Source organism: Pseudomonas sp. TTU2014-080ASC (assembly GCF_001446935.1).
In the GTDB taxonomy this organism is placed as follows: domain Bacteria; phylum Pseudomonadota; class Gammaproteobacteria; order Pseudomonadales; family Pseudomonadaceae; genus Aquipseudomonas.
On the sequence record NZ_LKKK01000011.1, the window covers coordinates 523381 to 543942 of the forward strand.

General features: G+C 54.5%; 23 protein-coding genes and 1 pseudogene. 18 read left to right on the forward strand and 6 right to left on the reverse strand.

From position 1 onward, the window contains the following. Positions 1-74: 74 nt before the first annotated feature. The 3 genes from AO726_RS12845 to AO726_RS12855 all read left to right on the forward strand — a co-directional run bounded on the left by AO726_RS12845 (position 75) and on the right by AO726_RS12855 (position 2463). On the forward strand, positions 75-1322 hold the full coding sequence (locus AO726_RS12845; RefSeq protein WP_058068463.1) for a virulence factor BrkB family protein: 1248 nt from the start codon (positions 75-77) through the stop codon (positions 1320-1322). Positions 1323-1704: 382 nt separating this feature from the next. Continuing rightward, complete coding sequence (locus tag AO726_RS12850; protein WP_058068464.1) at positions 1705-2184, forward strand: TlpA disulfide reductase family protein; 480 nt, start codon at positions 1705-1707, stop codon at positions 2182-2184. 3 nt (positions 2185-2187) lie between these two features. Beyond that, complete coding sequence (locus tag AO726_RS12855; protein WP_058068465.1) at positions 2188-2463, forward strand: acylphosphatase; 276 nt, start codon at positions 2188-2190, stop codon at positions 2461-2463. A 24-nt stretch (positions 2464-2487) separates the two neighbouring features. Here the strand turns inward: AO726_RS12855 and AO726_RS12860 are convergent, their stop codons facing one another. After that, positions 2488-3441, reverse strand: a complete 954-nt coding sequence (locus AO726_RS12860) for a hypothetical protein (protein WP_058068466.1) — start codon at positions 3439-3441, stop codon at positions 2488-2490. 24 nt (positions 3442-3465) lie between these two features. Continuing rightward, positions 3466-5181 carry a proline--tRNA ligase gene (locus tag AO726_RS12865; RefSeq protein ID WP_058068467.1) on the reverse strand — a complete coding sequence of 572 codons (1716 nt, stop codon included), beginning with the start codon at positions 5179-5181 and terminating at the stop codon, positions 3466-3468. 116 nt (positions 5182-5297) lie between these two features. Between AO726_RS12865 and AO726_RS12870 the strand changes: the two genes are divergently transcribed. Continuing rightward, the gene (locus tag AO726_RS12870) at positions 5298-5708 is read left to right on the forward strand and encodes a PaaI family thioesterase (protein ID WP_152987296.1); all 411 of its coding nucleotides are present in this window, start codon (positions 5298-5300) and stop codon (positions 5706-5708) included. Between the two features lie 65 nt (positions 5709-5773). Here the strand turns inward: AO726_RS12870 and AO726_RS12875 are convergent, their stop codons facing one another. Continuing rightward, a complete protein-coding gene (locus tag AO726_RS12875; protein WP_058068469.1) occupies positions 5774-7039 on the reverse strand; it encodes an OprD family porin in 1266 nt (421 codons plus the stop codon). 618 nt (positions 7040-7657) lie between these two features. Between AO726_RS12875 and AO726_RS12880 the strand changes: the two genes are divergently transcribed. Next, positions 7658-8083 (forward strand): HIT family protein, encoded by a 426-nt coding sequence (locus tag AO726_RS12880; RefSeq protein WP_058068828.1) that lies wholly within the window; start codon positions 7658-7660, stop codon positions 8081-8083. Positions 8084-8086: 3 nt separating this feature from the next. Then, on the forward strand, positions 8087-8293 hold the full coding sequence (locus AO726_RS12885) for a SlyX family protein (protein ID WP_058068470.1): 207 nt from the start codon (positions 8087-8089) through the stop codon (positions 8291-8293). Between the two features lie 49 nt (positions 8294-8342). Here the strand turns inward: AO726_RS12885 and AO726_RS21435 are convergent, their stop codons facing one another. The 3 genes and pseudogenes from AO726_RS21435 to AO726_RS12895 form a co-directional block, all read right to left on the reverse strand. Then, on the reverse strand, positions 8343-8579 hold the full coding sequence (locus AO726_RS21435; protein ID WP_241492124.1) for a cold shock domain-containing protein: 237 nt from the start codon (positions 8577-8579) through the stop codon (positions 8343-8345). 42 nt (positions 8580-8621) lie between these two features. After that, positions 8622-8942: pseudogene (locus AO726_RS21535) on the reverse strand (cold shock domain-containing protein membrane protein); the annotation flags it as partial. Positions 8943-9256: 314 nt separating this feature from the next. Further along, the gene (locus tag AO726_RS12895) at positions 9257-9727 is read right to left on the reverse strand and encodes a Dps family protein (protein ID WP_058068472.1); all 471 of its coding nucleotides are present in this window, start codon (positions 9725-9727) and stop codon (positions 9257-9259) included. A gap of 464 nt (positions 9728-10191) precedes the next feature. On the opposite strand from AO726_RS12895, the gene aspS reads away from it, so the two are divergent. The 12 genes from aspS (at position 10192) to ybgF (ending at position 20538) form a co-directional block, all read left to right on the forward strand. Next, on the forward strand, positions 10192-11967 hold the full coding sequence (aspS, locus tag AO726_RS12900; protein WP_058068473.1) for an aspartate--tRNA ligase: 1776 nt from the start codon (positions 10192-10194) through the stop codon (positions 11965-11967). 109 nt (positions 11968-12076) lie between these two features. Next, positions 12077-12826 (forward strand): YebC/PmpR family DNA-binding transcriptional regulator, encoded by a 750-nt coding sequence (locus tag AO726_RS12905; RefSeq protein ID WP_058068474.1) that lies wholly within the window; start codon positions 12077-12079, stop codon positions 12824-12826. Between the two features lie 169 nt (positions 12827-12995). Continuing rightward, on the forward strand, positions 12996-13520 hold the full coding sequence (gene ruvC, locus AO726_RS12910; protein ID WP_058068475.1) for a crossover junction endodeoxyribonuclease RuvC: 525 nt from the start codon (positions 12996-12998) through the stop codon (positions 13518-13520). Positions 13521-13541: 21 nt separating this feature from the next. Next, on the forward strand, positions 13542-14147 hold the full coding sequence (gene ruvA / locus AO726_RS12915) for a Holliday junction branch migration protein RuvA (RefSeq protein ID WP_058068476.1): 606 nt from the start codon (positions 13542-13544) through the stop codon (positions 14145-14147). Continuing rightward, positions 14147-15196, forward strand: coding sequence for a Holliday junction branch migration DNA helicase RuvB (gene ruvB, locus AO726_RS12920; RefSeq protein ID WP_058068477.1), 1050 nt, complete (start codon positions 14147-14149; stop codon positions 15194-15196). Before ruvA ends, ruvB begins: the two co-directional genes overlap by 1 nt. Positions 15197-15246: 50 nt before the next feature. Next, the gene (gene ybgC / locus AO726_RS12925; RefSeq protein WP_058068478.1) at positions 15247-15702 is read left to right on the forward strand and encodes a tol-pal system-associated acyl-CoA thioesterase; all 456 of its coding nucleotides are present in this window, start codon (positions 15247-15249) and stop codon (positions 15700-15702) included. Positions 15703-15704: 2 nt separating this feature from the next. Further along, a complete protein-coding gene (tolQ, locus tag AO726_RS12930) occupies positions 15705-16400 on the forward strand; it encodes a protein TolQ (protein ID WP_058068479.1) in 696 nt (231 codons plus the stop codon). 32 nt (positions 16401-16432) lie between these two features. Next, on the forward strand, positions 16433-16885 hold the full coding sequence (gene tolR, locus AO726_RS12935) for a protein TolR (protein WP_058068480.1): 453 nt from the start codon (positions 16433-16435) through the stop codon (positions 16883-16885). Then, positions 16885-17874: a cell envelope integrity protein TolA gene (tolA, locus tag AO726_RS12940; protein ID WP_058068481.1), complete on the forward strand. Its 990-nt coding sequence runs from the start codon at positions 16885-16887 to the stop codon at positions 17872-17874. The genes tolR and tolA overlap by 1 nt, the downstream gene beginning before the upstream one ends. Further along, positions 17871-19172 (forward strand): Tol-Pal system beta propeller repeat protein TolB, encoded by a 1302-nt coding sequence (gene tolB, locus AO726_RS12945; RefSeq protein ID WP_058068482.1) that lies wholly within the window; start codon positions 17871-17873, stop codon positions 19170-19172. The genes tolA and tolB overlap by 4 nt, the downstream gene beginning before the upstream one ends. Positions 19173-19236: 64 nt before the next feature. After that, the gene (gene pal / locus AO726_RS12950; protein WP_058068483.1) at positions 19237-19734 is read left to right on the forward strand and encodes a peptidoglycan-associated lipoprotein Pal; all 498 of its coding nucleotides are present in this window, start codon (positions 19237-19239) and stop codon (positions 19732-19734) included. Between the two features lie 6 nt (positions 19735-19740). Beyond that, positions 19741-20538, forward strand: a complete 798-nt coding sequence (gene ybgF, locus AO726_RS12955) for a tol-pal system protein YbgF (RefSeq protein ID WP_058068484.1) — start codon at positions 19741-19743, stop codon at positions 20536-20538. Positions 20539-20562: the final 24 nt, after the last annotated feature.

The window sequence follows — 20562 nt, forward strand, 5'->3', positions numbered from 1 at the left end:
GCTATTCTAACCGCTTATGACATTTACGCCTGTGCCTTGACGGGGGAAGGTGTGCAAATGGCTAAGGAGAGGGCATGAAGCAACGCATTGGCAATCAGTTTGAGTTCTGGGGGCAGGTGATTCGACGTTTTTTGGCGGATCAATGCCCCACGAATGCGGCTGCTCTTACTTACACCACGCTGTTTGCCGTTGTGCCGATGATGACTGTGGCGTTCTCAATGCTCTCTGCCATCCCGGCTTTCCAGAATACCGGGGAAGAAATTCAAGGCTTTATTTTCCGTAACTTCGTACCTTCTGCCGGGGAGACGCTGCAGCAGTATTTGCGTGACTTTACGATCCAAGCGCGGCAAATGACCTGGCTGGGTGTGGCAATTCTGGCGGCTACGGCATTCTGGATGTTGGTGACCATTGAGAAGACCTTCAACACCATCTGGCGGATACGCAAGTCCCGGCGTGGCGTGTCTAGTTTTTTGCTGTATTGGGCCATTCTGAGCCTGGGGCCACTGCTGCTGGGTGGTGGTTTTGCCGTCAGCACTTACATCACTTCATTGCAGCTGCTTTCCGGCCCGGAAGCACTGCCGGGCGCTAAAGCCTTGCTGAAATTTATGCCGCTGCTGTTCAGTGTGGCTGCATTTACCCTTTTGTACGCCACTGTGCCGAACACACGGGTACCGGTTAAGCACGCGTTTGTCGGCGGGTTTATTGCGGCAGTGCTGTTCGAAGTAGCGAAGATGCTGTTTGGTTTGTACGTGCGTTTGTTCCCCGGTTATCAGCTTATTTATGGCGCTTTTGCGACAGTTCCGTTGTTCTTGCTGTGGATTTACGTCTCTTGGCTGATCGTACTGTTTGGGGCTGAGCTGGTCTGTAATCTTGGGATGAGCCGGCAGTGGCGCCGACGCGATATGCCGCGTCTGCTCATCACGTTAGGGGTTTTACGGGTCTTCCATGAGCGGCAGAAGGCAGGGTTAAAGGTGCGTCTGCGAGATATTCAGCGCCAAGGTTGGGTGATGGCAGAGCAAGATTGGGTTGAAATACTTGGCTTTCTGGAGCGTCATCATCTTGTTGTCGCTGTTGGATCTGACTCATGGGTGTTAAGCCGCGATCTGAATGAGTACAGCATGCAAGAGCTGATTAACAACAGTCCTTGGCCGCTACCGAATCAGGCGATGCTGCCTGAGCAGCTGGATGAACCCTGGTTTCCTCGCTTGCGACAGGCGATGCTCGACCTAAGTGAGCAGCAGGCTGCGTTGTTCGGGCAAGATCTTGCGGTTTGGTTCCAGCCTGCGCAATCCACTGATAGCAAGCAGGTTTCAGGATCATAGTGATAACGTCTTTAGCTTGGTTGCTCTCAGGTTACCCCGGGGCTGTTGACCCATGGCTGGCAGGTGCAGCCAAGCTGCAATATTGAAGTCTGCGGCATTGCCTTGTTTCGGAATGTGCTGGATATGAGCGGATCGGACCAGTGAAGGTGAGTCAGTGCAAAGATGCTGAAGGTTGGAGCTGGGCATGATAGGAGGTTTCCTTCCCTAAGTTGTTAACCGCGCTGTGAGGTGGGGGGCTTCGGCCCCGACTATCCATGACGAGCAGGTATTTAGTTAAGGCCGAATTTGACTTGTTCCACCGCAGGGGGCATAGGCCAGAGCGCTGGTGCTATGTTTGGTATGTAAGGGCCGGGCGGTCGATATTGCGTTAAAGAGTGGTGATATGCGTGCAGAGATAAAGAAGGTCGGGCGGCTGCTTGCTGGACTGTTTTTAGGTCTGGTGCTGGTGGGTTGTTCACAGGACTATGGTCTGGACCAGCACGGTCGGAGCATTCCGGCTAAAGAGCTTGATGGTAAGTGGTTGGTGATCAATTACTGGGCGCAGTGGTGTGCGCCTTGTCGCACTGAAATTCCTGAGCTCAACAGCCTGGATCAGCAGAGTGAAGGCCGTCAGTTTGCAGTGCTGGGCGTTAACTTTGACGGTCTGCATGGGGCGAAACTCGAAGAGGCCAGCGCTGAAATGGGCGTCGCCTTTCGCGTGCTGGCCAATGATCCGGCCGAGCGCTTCAAGTTGCCACGTGCGGAAGTGCTGCCAGTGACCTATATCGTTGACGCTGACGGGCAGATTCGTGACCGCCTGGTAGGCGAACAGACCGCAGCAGGTTTAAGCACACGTCTTTCTGAGTTGATGGATGAGGAGTGAGCAATGAGACGTGTGTGTATGCACGGGTATGTCAGTGGGCGCGTTCAGGGTGTGTATTTTCGACAGTCCACAGCTCAGGAGGCTGAACGCCTTGATCTGGATGGTTGGGTGCGGAATTTGCCGGACGGACGAGTTGAAGTGCTGTTCGAGGGTATCGAGGCTGGTGTAGAGACGCTGGCTGATTGGCTCAGGATTGGGCCTGAAAAGGCTGTGGTCAGTGATCTGGAGCTGACCGAACACCCTGTTCAGGGTATTGCTGGATTTATTGTGCGCCGCTAGGCCTGCACGGAAGCAGGCCTTCTATTAAAAACCTTCAGTAGCGATGACAGGCTTACCTGTGGTTCTGCTCAAGGCCAGAAGGAAAATTTTCTGCAGTTCGGGATCGTTGCGCGTTAGCTCGATCAGGCTTTGTTCCAGCTCATTGGCTTCTTCTTCCAAGCCTAGCTCCGACAAGCGTTTAACCCGATGCACCCACTGAGCGACATCGTCACCCTCAAGGTCGTTGTAGATCAGGTCGTGGGCTTCCCTCAGCTTACCGCGCAGGGTGCGGCTGACTGGGAGGGTGGCTTCTGCATGAGCCGAGCCTAAGTCATCCGTAACACTAATCTGAAGTGAGTCGATCCGCGCTGCGTTGAGTTCTGCGAACGGACTGTCCAACAGATTCAAACGCAGAATGCCGTTGCGGTCGGTTAACAGTTCATGGGATTTTCCCGCTGCCTTGACCATCACCGGGCGCTCTGCCCAAGGTAGGCTGGAGTACTCGGTTGTTGGTTCCTGGCGTTGTTCTTCGAGGCTGGCTAGATTCTGTTGGGAACGGCCGTTGGATTCCACGTTCATTGCCGGGTTAAGCCCGGCAATGCCGTAGTTGATCCAGTCTTTAGTGGCGCTATCCGGGACGCTGCCAAATGTCACTACATCAAGAACATTAGCGCCGATGCCGCCTACTACCGCGAGGGCTCCGAGCGGAATTTCATACAGCTCGCGCCACGCTTGGTAGGGGGTGTAACGGTCATAGCGACGTGTCACGTTGATGGTGGTGACTTCAAAAGTCTTTTGTTCATGCACCCGAACACGTCGTTGAGGCAGTTCCAAAACCTCAAGCTCGCCAAGATCGATCTGCAAGCTGTGATCGATAAGATTCCGTTCAATTCGTTCTTCATGTTCACTGCGTTGCGGCAAGTGGTTGGCGCAGCCGTTGAGCAGCACGGCGCTGCTCAACAGGGCAATGGCAGGGATGAAGGTGTTTCGCTGATGCATGACGTCTCTGACTGTAGAGGTTGATCAACAACCGATGCGATTTTTCAGGAAGCTGAGAATATCGGCCACAGGCACGTTCTGTACCTCGGTTTCCTTACGGCTCTTGTATTCAAGATTGCCTTCGGCAAGGCCGCGATCACTGACAACGACGCGATGGGGGATGCCGATCAGCTCCATATCCGCAAATTTGATGCCGGGACTGGTTTTTTTGTCACGGTCATCCAGCAGAACTTCGTAACCGGCTGCTGTCAGTTCCGCGTAAAGCTTATCGGTAGCTTCGCGGACCACATCGGTTTCGTAGCGTAGCGGCACCAAAGCAATCTGGAAGGGGGCCAGTGCATCGGTCCAGCGGATACCCCGATCATCGTAGTTCTGCTCGATGGCAGCAGCCACTACGCGGGATACGCCGATGCCGTAGCAGCCCATCACCAGTGTAACTGGCTTGCCATTTTCGCCCAGAACCTGGCAGTTCAGCGCTTCACTGTATTTGGTGCCCAGCTGGAAGATATGGCCCACTTCGATGCCGCGCTTGATAACCAAGGTGCCCTTGCCATCCGGGCTTGGGTCTCCAGCGACTACGTTACGGAGGTCAGCGACTGTTGGAAGTGGCAGGTCACGCTCCCAGTTGACGCCGAAGTAGTGTTTGTCGTCGATGTTGGCACCGGAAGCAAAGTCGCTCATCAGTGCAACAGAGCGATCCACGATGCAGGGGATTGGCAAATTGACCGGGCCCAGAGAGCCAGGGCCTGCACCAATAGCTGCACGGATTTCTTCTTCGGATGCAAACACCAGTGGGCTGGCGACTTGCTCCAGATTGGCAGCCTTGATTTCGTTGAGTTCATGGTCGCCACGAACGATCAGGGCGACCAGTGTGCCTTCCTCAGCGCCATGAACGATCAGGGTTTTGATGGTTTTCTCAATGGCAAGCGAGAAGCCTTCAACGAGCGCATCGATGGTCTTGGTGTTCGGGGTGTCGACCAGGCGCATGGCCTCGGTTGCCGCGCCGCGCGTGGTTTCGCGCGGGATGGCTTCAGCTTTTTCAATGTTCGCTGCGTAATCGGAGGTGTCGCTGAAGGCAATATCGTCTTCCCCGGACTCAGCCAGTACGTGGAACTCGTGAGAGCCGGTTCCGCCAATGGAGCCGGTGTCAGCTTGTACCGGGCGGAAGTTCAGGCCCAGTCGAGTGAATACGTTGCAGTATGCCTGGTGCATGCGATCGTAGGTTTCCTGTAGGGAAGCCTGGTCGGCATGGAACGAGTAGGCATCTTTCATGATGAATTCACGGCCGCGCATCAGGCCGAAGCGAGGGCGGATTTCATCACGGAATTTGGTCTGGATCTGGTACATGTTGATCGGCAGCTGCTTGTAGCTGTTCAGCTCGTTGCGGGCCAGATCGGTAATCACTTCTTCATGGGTAGGGCCGACACAGAAATCGCGGTTGTGACGGTCCTTCAGGCGCAGCAGCTCTGGGCCGTACTGTTCCCAGCGACCGGACTCCTGCCACAGTTCAGCAGGCTGAATGGCCGGCATCAGCACTTCCAGAGCGCCTGCTGCGTTCATTTCCTCGCGCACAATACGCTCAGCTTTGCGCAGCACTCTCAGGCCCATCGGCAGCCAGGTATAGAGGCCGGAAGCCAGTTTGCGGATCATGCCTGCACGCAGCAGCAGCTGGTGGCTGATTACGACGGCGTCGGAAGGGGTTTCTTTGAGGGTGGAAAGCAGGAACTGACTGGTACGCATAATTGGCTGTTCTGTCGGTTGCAAGAGATTTTAAATGGTCGGCATTGTACGGTGCCTGTACCCATGCGTACAGGATGCTGACGTTAGTCGAATGAATAGGGGCCTTTATGGGTGAGCTGACTGCTGAACAGGTGCAAAAACTGATCCGCGCTGGTCTGCCGATGGCGGAGGATATCAACCTGATGATTGACCGGCTGGATACGCAAGGCGTGCTGGCCCGTGTGCCCTTTCATAGCAAACTTGTGAGGCCGGGCGGAACCCTTTCCGGGCCGACCATCATGGCCCTTGCAGATGCGGCCATGTATGCAGTTGTGCTGGGGCGGCTGGGGCGCGTGGAGATGGCGGTGACGTCCAATCTGAATATCAATTTTCTGGTTAAGCCCAGGCCTGTTGACCTGCTTGCGCAGGCGAGCATTCTGCGTTTGAGTCGCCGTCAGGCGGTCTGTGAAGTGGCTGTTTATTCGCAAGGTGCTGAAGACGAGCTGGCCGCGCATGTGACGGGGACGTATGCGCTGCCAATCGGTTAATTACACATAAAGAAAAGGCCCGGTTGACCGGGCCTTTTCGTAGTGAGTGTCGCGAGGTCTGTGAGTTACAGGATGCTCAGCGGGTACTCAACGATTACACGTACTTCGTCAATGGACGGAGAGCCGTAGTAAACGCCATCGCTGGAACGGTAGGTAGCCTGGCGTACTTTCAGGCTCAGGTCCTTAGCGGCACCTTCCTGAACAACGTAGCCAACCTGGATGTCACGTTCCCACTCTTTGCCATTGCTGGTGGTAGCGGTTTCAGCACCCGAACCACTTACGTAGCGAGTCATGAAGCTCAGACCAGGAACGCCAAACTCAGCAAAGTCCAGGTCGTAGCGCAGCTGCCAGGATTTCTCGTCTTCGGCGTTGAAGTCGGAGCGTTGGATGGAGTTGGCCAGCCATACGGTGCCGCCGCCATCTACGCCGTAGTCGTAGCCAATGCCGTCAAAGCCGCCAATGGACTTCTGGTACGCAGCAGTGATGGTGTGCGCGCCAATGTTGTACGCGGCTGCCAGGCTCCAGATGGTGTTGTCTTCATCTTGGCCAGTGCCGGTGTACTCTTTGTCGTAGTCGGTTTTGTAGATGTTGAAGTCGAAGTTCAGGGACTGGTTGTCGCTGATGCCGTAGGTGTAGTTAACGTTACCGTAATACTTCTTGAAGGCATCTTCTACATCGGAAGCGTACAGAGAAACAGACAGGTCGTCCGAGAAGCTGTAGCTACCGCCGAATGCGTCGGCGCTCTTCAGACCCAGGCTGTCGTGGTAGCTCTGATCTTGAGCGTTGATCGCTGTGAAGTGACCAGCGTGAAGGGTCAGGCCTTCGATCTCGTTGCTGGTAACCAGGAAGCCTTCAGCGACTTCTGGCAGCAGACGGCTGTCGTCGGTGCTGAATACCGGCAGTGCAGTGAACTGATCGCCATACTTCAGAACAGTGTTGGAAACACGCAGTTTCACTGCGCCACCTGCTTCGGAGTAATCATCAGCAGAGCGACCGTCGCTGTTGGTTGGGAACAGGCCAGTGCCAGAAGTGCCCTTGCCGCCGTCCAGCTTGAGGCCCAGCAGGCCGATTGCATCAACACCAAAGCCTACAGTGCCTTGGGTGAAGCCGGATTCGAAAGTCCCGATGAAGCCTTGGCCCCACTCTTGAGGATCATCCTGACGAGTAGGGTCGTTACGGAAGTCACGGCTGAAGTACAGGTTGCGGCTCAGGACGTTGAAGCTGCTGTCCTCAACAAAGCCCTTGGACTCAGATTGACTGGATGCTACTGCCATTTGGCTAGTGCCAGCAGCTACTGCGAGGGCGATTACGCTCCACTTCATCACTTGCATCGTGATTGCTCCTTTGGTTTATAAAAGTTGCACCGCCTGCTTGTAGTTATACGGCGGCTCTTTTTTTCTTGTCTCGGCGGTAGTTTATAACATGGTCTTATTGTTGATTAACAGATTAAAACTAGCGTCCAAGTTGACTTTTAACCGCCATTTTTACTCTCCGCAATACCCAGCTTGCTTCGGTATTACTTCTGGCATGATCGCCGGGTAATTACCTATGGATATGCTCGGTTAATTAATCGTGCGGGTTAAAGTCCTATAGCGGTATCCCTTAGCAAAAGTCGTGCACAAATTCGCAGGTACCTTGCAATATCCGCTTATGAGTCCGTTTTTTGATGGAATTCCGGTTGATTTTCCTGATTTTTTTTCCATTTCCCGTTTTTCTTTCGCTCTGAGTCGCGTTGCCATGCTGATCTGAGCTGGCGCAGATGTGAAGGTATTACCAAAGGGAACATTTTGGTGCAGTCGTGCTTCTTGATTGCGAATTATGCAGCACGCTGGTGCGTGTCTTGGTGGGTGAGGTGGCTGAGCTGGATGGGTGTGTACTGCTATCATGGTTGGGATTAAGCGGCGTTGAAGATGCTGTATGCCGCAAGCAGGTTTTATATTGAGGTGTTTATGTTTGTTATTGATTCTCAATTGCAAAAAGATACTGTTTTAATAGGCGAGTTCACGCTGTGCAGTCTGTTGCTGATGAACGACTCACAGTATCCGTGGTTTATTCTTGTGCCCCGTCGTGAGGATGTTAGCGAGCTTTTTCAGCTTGATCTTTCAGATCAGCAGCAGCTGTGGAAAGAAACCACGGTGCTTGCAGAGGTTCTCAAGGATTGCTTCGCCGCAGATAAGATGAACGTAGCAACATTAGGTAATGTGGTCAGCCAGCTGCACATGCATGTCATTGTGCGTCGCAAAGAGGACCCGTCCTGGCCTGCGCCTGTTTGGGGCAACCTCCCTGCCAAGGTTTATTCATCTGAGGAATTGCAGACAATCAGGCAGAGGCTGCGGGCCGTTCTTACCAATGACTTCCGTTTTGCGGAGAGTTGAAAGGTGGACATAGAGCAGCGTGTGAACGAGCTGGAGATGCGAGTGGCTTTCCAGGATGACACCATTCAGTCTCTGAACGATGCATTGTTTGAGCAGCAGCGGCAGTTGGAAAAGCTGCAGATGCAGATCGCAGCATTATCTAAACGGCAAGCAGAGGTCAGTGCCCATTTTGGGATTGAGGAGGATGTAACGCCTCCGCCCCATTATTAAGCTGTTGCTCAAAACAAAAGGCCCGCATTAGCGGGCCTTTTGTTTATCTCTACCGACGCTGCGGTGTGGCGACTACGTCTTCAGCTTGAAGGCCTTTGTCGCGCTGCATGACGGAAAACTCAACGCGTTGTCCCTCGATTAATACGCGGTGGCCTTCGCCACGAATCGCGCGGAAGTGAACGAAAATATCGTCACCGGAGTCTCGGGAAATAAAGCCAAATCCTTTTGATGTGTTGAACCACTTCACTGTGCCGCTTTCGCGATCGCCTGTGTTCTGTGAGAGCAGCTTGCGACCCAGGTTGATGCGCAGGTTGGTCGCTAAGTGAACCGCTACAGCCAATGTAACCAAGCTGAGGCTGACCAGCTCGGCTGGATAATTGGCGATGGTTGAGAGTGGTGCAAGCAGGATCAGGCCCTGAAGCAGGGTGCTGACCAGGAGAAACGCTGAAACCAGACTCTGGGCATGTTGGCGAGCGCCGTCGTGCCAGATTGGTAGTTGTGGGGCAAACAGCAGGTTGCTCAGGCCGAGTAAGGTGAGGCACAGGGCGCTGGCGTTTTGTAGGAAGGGCTCGGCCTCGGGGCTGAGCATAGGGGTGAATGACAGTAGCACGGCCACTAGGCCGGCCAAGAGGTGGACGATTTTTAACATGTGTAATGAACTCGCTTTGCTTAATTAAAAACCACGGAAATAAAAGGCTGCGCGTAGTGATTCAGTGCCGAAAGGAGTGGCGTGAGATGTCAGCCTGAGGCGTAGGACAAGTGCTGGCCTGGCGCCACGCGTGGTATTTAACAGTAAAGCCCCGGGCTTCTCAATCAAGTGGATAACAAGTTAGGTTAAAAGCCTGGGGGCAGAAACTTGACTGCTGCATGTCATGCTGCGGATGAGTTCTACTTTCAAGGTGCAGATGTGCAGTGGTAGGCAGAGAGGGGGGAGCCCGCAGTGCGGGCTCTTTTGAGGCGGAATCAGGCAGCAAGCAGGCTGCGCAGCATCCATGCATTCTTCTCATGAATCTGCATGCGCTGAGTCAGCAGGTCTGCAGTTGGCTCATCGCTGACTTTGTCCAGCAGCGGGAATATGCCGCGAGCGGTGCGGGTCACTGCTTCCTGGCCTTGAACTAGCAGGCGGATCATTTCCTCTGCGCTTGGCACGCCTTCCTCTTCCTTGATCGAAGATAGGCGGGAGTATGCTGCGTACGTGCCGGGCGCCGGGAAGCCCAGAGCGCGAATGCGCTCGGCGATCAGGTCGACAGCCAAGGCGAGCTCGTTGTACTGGCCTTCAAACATTAGGTGCAGGGTGTTGAACATCGGCCCGGTAACGTTCCAGTGGAAGTTATGGGTCTTCAAGTACAGGGTATAGGTGTCTGCAAGCAGGTGGGAAAGCCCTTCGGCAATGGCTGCACGATCTTGTTCGGCGATGCCGATGTTGATTTCCATGGTTCCTCTCCTCTCGGTGGATTCGACAGTGGTGCAGAATCTGCGCGTGATTGGTGGTAGAGCCTATCATGGCTAGAGAATATTGGCCGCAGCCCCTATGAATTTATGGGTGTAAATTTTCACATGTCCGGCGTTTCTGTATGTCGAGGTGTTGCTTGCAGGGCTGTGAGATCCCATCTGTGCTGCTTTAGTGGTGCCAGATAGGCTTCGGCTGCGTGGTAGGTCGCCTCTATAAAGGTGAGTAGGATGTGGCGGCTGCAAGCGACTGATTATCTATATATAATGCACAGCTTTGCCGGGTTTTGTGGGGTGGCCGCTAGGTGAGTAATAGCCACTGGTCATGACTATCCTGTAAGACAGAACAATGGCGGAAAATGGCGTCCGCGCCAGCCGGTTAATCGGCCACGAGCGCCGCAGTATGTGCGGCCCGACGAATTCAAGACTCAAGAGAAGCGACTACCACCATGATGCGCAGCCATTATTGCGGCCAATTGAACGAGAGCCTGGACGGCCAGGAAATTACCCTTTGCGGTTGGGTGCACCGCCGTCGTGACCACGGCGGGGTTATCTTCCTTGATATTCGCGACCGCGAAGGTCTGGCTCAGGTGGTGTTTGACCCGGATCGTGCGGAAACCTTTGCCAAGGCTGACCGTGTGCGCAGTGAGTACGTGGTGAAAATCACCGGTAAGGTGCGCCTGCGTCCTGAGGGCGCTCGCAACGCCAACATGGCTAGCGGCGCCATTGAAGTGCTGGGCTATGAGCTGGAAGTGTTGAACGAGTCTGAAACACCACCATTCCCGCTTAATGAATACACTGATGTAGGCGAAGAAACCCGCCTGCGTTACCGTTTTATTGACCTGCGTCGCCCGGAAATGGCTGAAAAGCTGAAGCTGCGCTCGCGCATTACATCCAGCATCCGTCGTTACCTGGATGAAAATGGCTTCCTCGACGTTGAAACGCCAATCCTGACCCGCGCTACGCCGGAAGGCGCACGTGACTATCTGGTACCGAGTCGTACCCACGCCGGCAGCTTCTTCGCACTGCCGCAGTCGCCACAGCTGTTCAAGCAGCTGCTGATGGTGGCGGGCTTTGACCGCTACTACCAGATCGCAAAGTGCTTCCGTGATGAAGACCTGCGTGCAGACCGCCAGCCGGAATTCACCCAAATCGATATCGAAACCAGCTTCCTCGATGAAGCCGACATCATGGGCCTTACCGAGAAGATGGTGCGCCAGCTGTTTAAAGAAGTGCTGGATGTCGAATTCGGCGAGCTGCCTCACATGACGCTGGCAGAGGCCATGCGCCGCTTCGGTTCAGACAAGCCAGACCTGCGTATTCCGCTGGAGCTGGTAGACGTTGCCGATCAGCTGAAAGACGTCGAATTCAAGGTCTTCGCGGGTCCTGCTAATGATCCGAAGTGCCGTGTAACTGCGCTGCGCGTACCGGGTGGTGCGAGCATGCCGCGCAGTAAAATCGACGAATACACCAAGTTTGTCGGTATCTACGGTGCGAAAGGTCTGGCCTATATCAAGGTCAACGAGCGTGCCAATGGTGTTGATGGCTTGCAATCGCCGATCGTTAAGAACATCCCGCTGGAAAACATCAACGTGATCTTGGATCGCGTGGGTGCAGTGGATGGCGATATCGTCTTCTTCGGTGCAGATAAGGCCAAGATCGTTAGCGAGGCGCTGGGTGCACTGCGGATCCGTCTGGGTCATGATCTGAACCTGCTGACCTGCGAGTGGGCTCCGCTGTGGGTTGTGGACTTCCCGATGTTCGAAGAGAACGACGACGGTAGCCTGACCGCTATGCACCACCCGTTTACTGCGCCGAAGTGCACGCCGCAAGAGTTGGAGGCTAATCCGTCAGCTGCGCTGTCCCGTGCGTATGACATGGTCCTCAACGGCACTGAGCTGGGCGGTGGTTCCATTCGTATCCACGACAAGAATATGCAACAGGCGGTATTCCGTGTGTTGGGTATCAGTGAAGACGAACAGCAGGAGAAGTTTGGCTTCCTGCTCGACGCGCTGAAGTTCGGTGCGCCACCTCATGGCGGTCTGGCGTTTGGTTTGGATCGTCTGGTGATGCTCATGACCGGTGCGCAGTCTATCCGTGAAGTGATTGCCTTCCCGAAAACTCAGAGCGCTGCGTGTGTCATGACCCAGGCGCCGGGTGAGGTGGATAACAAGTCGCTGCGTGAGCTGCATATTCGTCTGCGCGAACAGCCCAAGGCTGAATAAAGCATGAAAAGAAGCCTGGTTATCCAGGCTTCTTTGTTATGGTCGGGCGGTAGCTGAGATAGTGCTGTCTGAATTTGGATTGTGAAACTGATGGAGTCGGAGTGAAGTTATGGCTGGTCATTCCAAATGGGCCAATATCAAGCACCGCAAAGGGCGTCAGGACGCCAAGCGCGGAAAGATTTTCACCAAGCTGATTCGCGAGCTGACCGTAGCGGCCAAGCACGGCGGCCCCATTCCGGCCGACAACCCACGTTTGCGTCTAGCTGTAGACAAGTCGCTGACAGCAAACATGTCGCGCGATGTAATTGATCGGGCGATTGCACGCGGTGCTGGCAATAACGAAGCCGATAATATGACCGAGCTGAGTTATGAAGGTTATGCGCCAAGCGGGGTGGCGATTATCGTTGAGGCCATGACCGACAACCGCAATCGTACGGCGGCAGAAGTGCGTCATGCCTTTAGCAAGTGCGGCGGCAACTTGGGCACTGATGGCTCGGTTGCATACATGTTCGATCGTAAAGGCCAGATCAGCTTCGCTCCGGGTATTGATGAAGATGCCCTGATGGAGGCGGCGCTTGAGGCTGGTGCTGATGACATAGAAATGGGCGAGGACGGTTCAGCCATAGTCAGCACCAGCTTTGCCGACTTTCATGCTGTGCTTGAGGCGTTGACTGCAGCAGGGCTTAAGAGTGAAGAGGCAGAAATTGCCATGGTTCCGTCCATTTCTGCGCCACTGACTGACCTCGACACTGCGCAGAAGGTCATCAAGCTGATCGATATGCTGGAAGACTTGGATGACGTGCAGAACGTCTACCACAATGCCGAAATTCCAGATGAAATCATGGAGCAGCTGGCTTAAACCGGGCGTTCGCTAGGTCGAGCCGGAAGCGTAGGGCGCATGTCACACGCTTCCGGCTTTTTATTGCGCGCGCAAAGGTGACGACGGGTTGCGTGAACCCCTATACTGCGTAACTGGATAAATACACAGTTCGTCGAAGGTTTTGGCGAGTGTCGGGAATGAACAGCAAATGACCCTAATTCTCGGAATTGACCCGGGCTCGCGTATTACCGGCTATGGCGTGATACGCGATAACGGGCGCCATTGCGAATACGTTGCTTCAGGTTGCATCAGGACCGGCAGCGGCAGTATGCCTGAGCGCTTGCAGATCGTATTTCGAGGTGTGCGTGAGGTTATTCAAACCTACGAGCCAGTGACGATGGGCATCGAGCAGGTATTCATGGCCCGAAATCCGGATTCGGCACTCAAGCTAGGTCAGGCCCGCGGTGCGGCCATTGTTGCAGGTGTTGAAGCAGGCCTAGAAGTTTCTGAATACACGGCAACCCAAGTCAAGCAGGCTATTGCCGGTACCGGTGGTGCTGATAAGGAGCAAGTGCAGATGATGGTTATGCATCTGCTGAAGTTAGTGCAAAAGCCTCAGATTGATGCGTCGGACGCCCTGGCGATTGCCTTGTGTCATGCCCACCATCGGCAGAGCCTGATTCCGCATGGTTTGCTCGGTGCAAAGCGGCGAGCGGGCCGTCTTCGTTTATAACTCTGAATTGGGAATGCAGCGGTGATCGGACGTTTGCGCGGTAACCTGGCTGAAAAGCAGCCACCCCATATAATTATTGACATAAATGGTTTGGGTTATGAGGTGGAAGTCCCCATGACCACGTTGTACCGTTTGCCTTCAGTGGGTGAGCCAGTGACGCTGCACACTCATTTGGTGGTGCGTGAGGATGCACACCTGCTGTATGGCTTTGCCGAAAAGCGTGAGCGTGAGCTTTTCCGCGAGCTGATTCGTCTCAATGGCGTTGGCCCGAAACTGGCGCTGGCACTTATGTCAGGGCTGGAGGTCGATGAGTTGGTGCGTTGTGTTCAGGCTCAGGATACTTCTGTGCTGGTGAAGATTCCCGGTGTGGGTAAAAAAACCGCCGAACGTTTGCTGGTTGAGCTGAAGGACCGCTTCAAAGCATGGGAGACCGTTCCGGTGATGTCGGGGCTGGTTATGGAGGCGCGTGCTGGGGCTCCGGCCACCAGTGCTGAGTCGGATGCGGTCAGTGCACTGATCTCGCTGGGTTACAAGCCTCAGGAGGCAAGTCGTGCGGTCTCAGCGGTTAAGGAAGATGGTTTGAGTAGTGAAGATATGATTCGTCGTGCCCTGAAGGGAATGGTCTAGTGCTAGAAGCTGATCGATTGATTACTGCGTCCGCACGGGATCGTGACGAGCAGGTAGATAGAGCTATCCGCCCGCTCAAGCTGGCTGAGTATATTGGCCAGCCGGTTGTACGTGAGCAGATGGAACTTTTTATCCAGGCTGCCCGTGGCCGCAGTGAAGCGCTTGATCACACACTGATATTTGGGCCTCCGGGGCTGGGCAAAACCACGCTGGCAAACATCATTGCTCAGGAAATGAATGTTTCCATCAAGAGTACATCCGGCCCTGTGCTTGAGCGTCCGGGTGATCTGGCAGCACTGCTGACCAATCTCGAGCCCGGAGATGTTCTGTTCATTGACGAAATTCACCGCCTTTCACCGATAGTGGAGGAGGTGCTGTATCCGGCTATGGAGGACTTTCAGCTCGATATCATGATTGGCGAAGGGCCTGCTGCACGATCGATCAAGCTGGATTTGCCACCGTTTACTTTGGTTGGGGCGACTACGCGCGCAGGCATGCTGACCAATCCGCTGCGGGACCGCTTTGGAATTGTTCAGCGTCTGGAGTTCTACAACACAGAGGATTTGGCCACTATCGTTAGCCGTTCGGCTGCGATTTTGGGACTGGAGATCGACCCGAAGGGATCGCTTGAGATCGCTCGCCGGGCGCGTGGCACTCCACGAATCGCCAACCGTCTGCTGCGCCGGGTACGTGATTTTGCCGAAGTGCGTGGCCAGGGCGATATCACCCGTGAAATAGCTGACAAGGCCCTGAATCTGTTGGATGTTGATGAGCGCGGCTTTGATCATCAGGATCGCCGCCTGTTGTTGACTATGATCGAGAAGTTTGAAGGTGGCCCGGTGGGTATCGACAACCTGGCGGCGGCGATCAGTGAGGAACGGCACACGATTGAGGATGTGCTGGAGCCTTACCTGATTCAGCAGGGCTACATCATGCGCACGCCAAGAGGGCGTGTGGTCACCCGGCACGCTTATCTTCATTTCGGGCTCAATGCGCCGAAGCGGACGCTGGATACACCCACCGCCGATCTGTTTGGTCAGGAAGATTGAAAAAATACTTGCTACAGGCAATTGGCAAGAGCAGGAGCTGGCACTAGAGTATGCGCGCGCTAAACGGAGTTGAACCGTTCATCCATCGCTGTCGTGTCTATTACGAAGATACAGATGCTGGCGGTATCGTCTACTACGTCAATTACCTCAAATTTATGGAACGGGCTCGTACCGAGTGCTTACGTGATCTGGGTTATTCCCAATCTACGTTGGCCGAGGAGGGCCTGTTATTCGTTGTGCATTCGGCTGAAGCGCGCTACCACGCTCCGGCCAAGCTCGATGATGAGCTCTACGTAAGCGCTGAGGTGGTTGAGTTAAACCGTGCCAGCCTGCGTTTTCGTCAACAGGTCAGGCGTGCTAGGGATGACGTGTTGCTGTGTGACGGTCAGTTTGTTGTGGCCTGTGTTCGAGCCGACAATTTTAAACCTCGCGCCATTCCAAAGCAGATGCATGAAGCATTTGCCGGGCAAAGTGGAGCGGGTACATCTAATGCTGCAGGAGAGTAAGCGTGGAAGCCAATGCCGTTGACCACATGTCGATGTGGAGTCTGATCAGTAACGCCAGTCTGGTCGTGCAACTGGTGATGCTGGCGCTGGTGGCCGCATCGGTCATTTCTTGGGTGCTGATTTTTCAGCGTACAGCACTGCTGCGTGCTGCCAAACGCTCGCTGGATAGCTTTGAAGAGCGCTTTTGGTCAGGGATTGATTTGTCCAAGCTGTACCGTCAGGCCGGCAGCAACCCGGATCCCGACTCAGGCCTTGAGCAAATCTTCCGTGCAGGTTTCAAGGAGTTCTCCCGTCTGCGCCAGCAGCCTGGGGTAGAACCAGATGCAATCATGGACGCTGTTTCCCGTGCAATGCGTGTTGCCATCTCGCGCGAGGAAGAGAAGCTTGAGCAGAGCTTGCCATTCCTTGCCACAGTAGGCTCAACCAGTCCGTATATTGGTTTGTTCGGTACCGTGTGGGGGATCATGAATTCATTCCGCGGTTTGGCACAGGTCCAGCAAGCTACGCTCGCGACTGTTGCTCCGGGTATTGCTGAAGCGTTGATTGCGACTGCGATCGGCCTGTTCGCGGCAATTCCTGCGGTTATTGCTTATAACCGCTTCTCCGCACGTGGCGAGATGTTGATTGGTCGTTACTACACCTTTGCTGACGAGTTCCAGGCAATTCTGCACCGCAAAGTTCACACCAGTGATGAGTAAGCCTTAGGCTCGCAAACGAAAGGTTTTAAGGCATGGCCAGAATTCGCAACAGACGCAAGCCGGTCGCCGAGATGAACGTGGTGCCCTACATCGATGTGATGTTGGTACTGCTGGTCATCTTTATGGTGACTGCACCAATGCTCAATCAGGGCGTGAAAGTCGACTTACCCAAGGTGAGTAGCGAGGCGCTTCCACAAGATAACAACGCTCAGGTGCTAACCATCTCCATCAAGGCCGACAAGACCTTTTATTGGAATATGGGCACCGAAGTCGACGTAGAAACCGTCCAGGATAAAGCTTTGACTCTGGATGAAATGACACGCGCCGTAACTGCAATCGTCGCCCAAAGCCGTGCTACTGGTAAGCAAGTGCAGGTGTTTGTTCGGGGTGATAAGAGTGTGGACTATGGGACAGTCATGGCAGCAATGGGGGGCCTTCAGCAGGCCGCAGTTGGTAACGTCGGGCTGATTACCGAGGCACCCTGATGCAAGACCTGCGCGAACAGTCGCCGTCTGAAAGTCTGTTTTGGCCCATCGTCTGGGCGGTAGGGTTGCACGTCATCATCTTTGCGATGTTGTTCGTTAGCTTTGCTTTTGCTCCGGAGTTGCCACCTGCCAAGCCTGTGGTGCAGGCCACTTTGTATAAGTTGCAGTCTCAAAGCCAGGCCACTACCCAGACTAACCAGAAAATCGCTGGTGAGGCGAAAAAGACCAGTGCGCCAGTCTATGAGACTGAACAACTGGAGCAGAAAAAAGCGGAAGAGCAGAAGCTGGCCGCTAAGGCTGCGGAACAAAAGAAAGCTGCTGAGGCTCAGAAGGCAGCTGAAGCGGCAAAAGCTGAAGCTGTGAAAAAGGCAGAAGCCGCGAAGAAAGCCGCTGAGCAAAAGGCGGCCGAGCAGAAAAAGTTGGCTGATGCCGCTGCCGCTAAGAAAAAGGCTGCCGAAGAAGAGGCGAAGAAGAAGGCAGCAGAGGCTGCTAAGAAAAAGGCCGAAGAGGACGCCAAGAAGAAAGCTGCTGCTGAGGCGGCTAAAAAGAAAGCAGCAGAGGATGCCAAGAAAAAAGCTGCTGCTGAGGCTGCAAAACGCAAGGCGGCAGAGGATAAAAAAGCTGCTGCTCTTGCAGAGTTGTTGTCCGAGGATGTTGGTCGCCAGCAAACCGCTGCTGACACAGTGGGTGATCAGGTCGCAGGTAACTTTGACGATTTGATAAGAATGCGTGCTGCTGAAGGGTGGTCGAGGCCTCCGGGAACCAATCGAGGCATGGAGGTTGTTCTTCAAATCAATATGCTGCCTGATGGCACCATCACTAATGTCAGTGTGTCCAGGTCAAGCGGTAACGCTCCTTTTGATAACTCTGCTGTCGCAGCAGTGAAGAATATTGGACGGTTGGTGGAGATGCAGGGTTTAACCCCAGCGGAATTCAATCCTTACCGTTCATTTAAGATGACATTCACGCCTGAGGATTTAGCGCTGTGATCAACATTCTAAAAGGGTTTTTTCTCGTGCTCCTTTGCTCGGCTGCTGTGGCTGTAGCGGAAGAGAAAAATATTCGAGTTACCAGTGGCGTCGATCGTGCTATTCCGGTCGCCGTAGTTCCTTTCGGCTGGCAGGGTGGCAGTGTGCTGCCAGAAGATATGGCTGACATTATCGGCAACGACCTGCGTAACTCGGGTGTCTTTGAGCCAATTCCGCGCCAGAACATGATCAGCTTGCCAACTCAGGCGTCTGAAGTTATCTACCGTGACTGGCAGGCGCTGGGTGCTCAGTACGTAATGGTCGGCAGCATTGTCCCGAGTGGCGGGCGGTTGCAGGTGCAGTACGCACTGTTCAATGTCACTACTCAGCAACAGGTGATGACGGGCAGCGTAGCCGGTGGTGTTGATCAGCTTCGCGATATGGCACACCACATTGCCGACCAGTCCTTCGAGAAATTGACGGGTGTGAAGGGGGCGTTTTCGACCCGTATGCTGTATGTGACAGCTGAGCGTTTCGGTGCCAACAACACACGTTACACCCTACAGCGCTCCGATTATGACGGTGCACGCGCGGTAACCCTGCTGCAGTCCCGTGAGCCGATTCTGTCACCGTCTTTTGCTTCGGATGGTCGTCGCATCGCCTATGTGTCTTTCGAGCAAAAGCGCCCGCGCATCTTCGTTCAGCACATTGATACTGGTCGCCGCGAGCAGGTCACCAATTTTGAAGGCTTAAATGGTGCTCCGGCCTGGTCGCCGGACGGCAGCCGTCTTGCGTTTGTTCTGTCCCGCGATGGTAACCCGGAGATTTATGTGATGAATCTGGCGACTCGCCAGCTGAGTCGTGTCACTAACTCTCCGGCTATCGATACCGAGCCGTTCTGGGGGAAAGACGGGCAGACCATCTATTTCACGTCGGATCGCTCCGGCAAGCCGCAAATCTATAAAACCAACGTCAACGGGGGCTCTGCTGAGCGTGTTACCTTCATTGGTAACTACAACGCCAACCCGAAGCTTTCTGCTGATGAAAAGACCCTGGTAATGATCCATCGCCAGGAGGGTTACACCGTGTTCAAGGTGGCAGCGCAAGACCTGCAACGTGGCAACTTGAAGATCCTTTCTGATACCAGTTTGGATGAGTCGCCCACTGTTGCGCCTAACGGCACCATGGTAATCTATGCCACCCGCCAGCAGGGACGGGGAGTCTTGGTATTGGCGTCCACCAATGGACGCGTGAGGCTCCCTCTTCCTACCGCACAAGGCGAAGTTCGAGAGCCTTCTTGGTCCCCTTACCTGAACTGACGCGGTCGTTGTAAATTTAATGAAACATCTTGCTTGACACACTGGGGTTCTCTAGGAGTTACACATGGAAATGCTGAAATTCGGTAAATTTGCTGCACTGAGCCTGGCTCTCGCTGTTGCTGTTGGCTGTTCTTCCAAAGGTGGCGACGCTGCGGGCGAAGGCGCTGTTGACCCGAACGCTGGTTACGGTGCCAACACTGGTGCTGTTGATGGCAGTCTGAGCGAAGAAGCTGCTCTGCGCGCTATCACTACTTTCTACTTCGAATACGACAGCTCTGACCTGAAGCCGGAAGCCATGCGCGCTCTGGACGTTCACGCCAAAGACCTGCAGGGCAACGGTGCTCGCGTAGTTCTGGAAGGCCACACTGACGAGCGTGGTACTCGCGAGTACAACATGGCTCTGGGTGAGCGTCGTGCTAAGGCTGTTCAGCGTTACCTGGTTCTGCAGGGCGTGTCTCCTGCTCAGCTGGAACTGGTTTCCTACGGTGAAGAGCGTCCGGTAGCCACTGGCAACACCGAGTCTTCCTGGGCTCAAAACCGTCGCGTCGAACTGCGTAAGTAATTCGATATGCGTACTTGCCGACGTGCTTTAACCGTTTGGGCACTCAGCCTGCCAGTAATGGTCGTGGCTGGGACTTCCGCAGCGGATACCAGTTATCCTCCTTCAGGTTACGGCACGCCCGGCACCTACACTGAGGCGGGGGCTTCTGCCCCTGTCTCAGCGCAGGGCATGCTGTTTACCCAGCTCGAACAGATGCAGAATGAGATTGCTCAGCTGCGCGGTTTGCTGGAAGAACAGCAGAATGAAATTCAGCGAATGAAGCAAGAAAGCCTAGAGCGTTATCAGGATCTTGATAGGCGTTTAAGCAGTGGTGCAGCAGGTGCTGCGACCCCTACAGATTCTTCCGCTGCTGGCGCTATCAATGCCAATACAGCGCCTGTTGCGCCAACTGGTGCGGCGCAGGCGGCCACTAGTGAACCGGCTGATCCGGCTAAGGAAAAGCTCTTTTATGATGCTGCCTTTGACCTGATCAAGGCAAAGGACTTCGAGAAGGCCAGTCAGGCTTTTACAGCATTCCTACGTAAGTTCCCCAATAGCCAATATGCAGGTAATGCGCAGTATTGGTTGGGTGAAGTCACACTGGCCAAGGGTGACTTGCAGGGAGCAGGGCAGGCGTTTGCCCGTGTAAGTCAGGCATACCCCAGTCACGGCAAGGTGCCTGACTCGTTATTTAAATTGGCAGATGTCGAGCAGCGTCTCGGCAATACTGACAAGGCTCGTGGGATTTTGCAGCAGGTGGTGGCTCAATATCCCGGTAGCTCGGCAGCTCAGTTGGCGCAGCGCGACCTTCAGCGTTTGCAGTGATTGACACCGTAGATCAAGAAACCC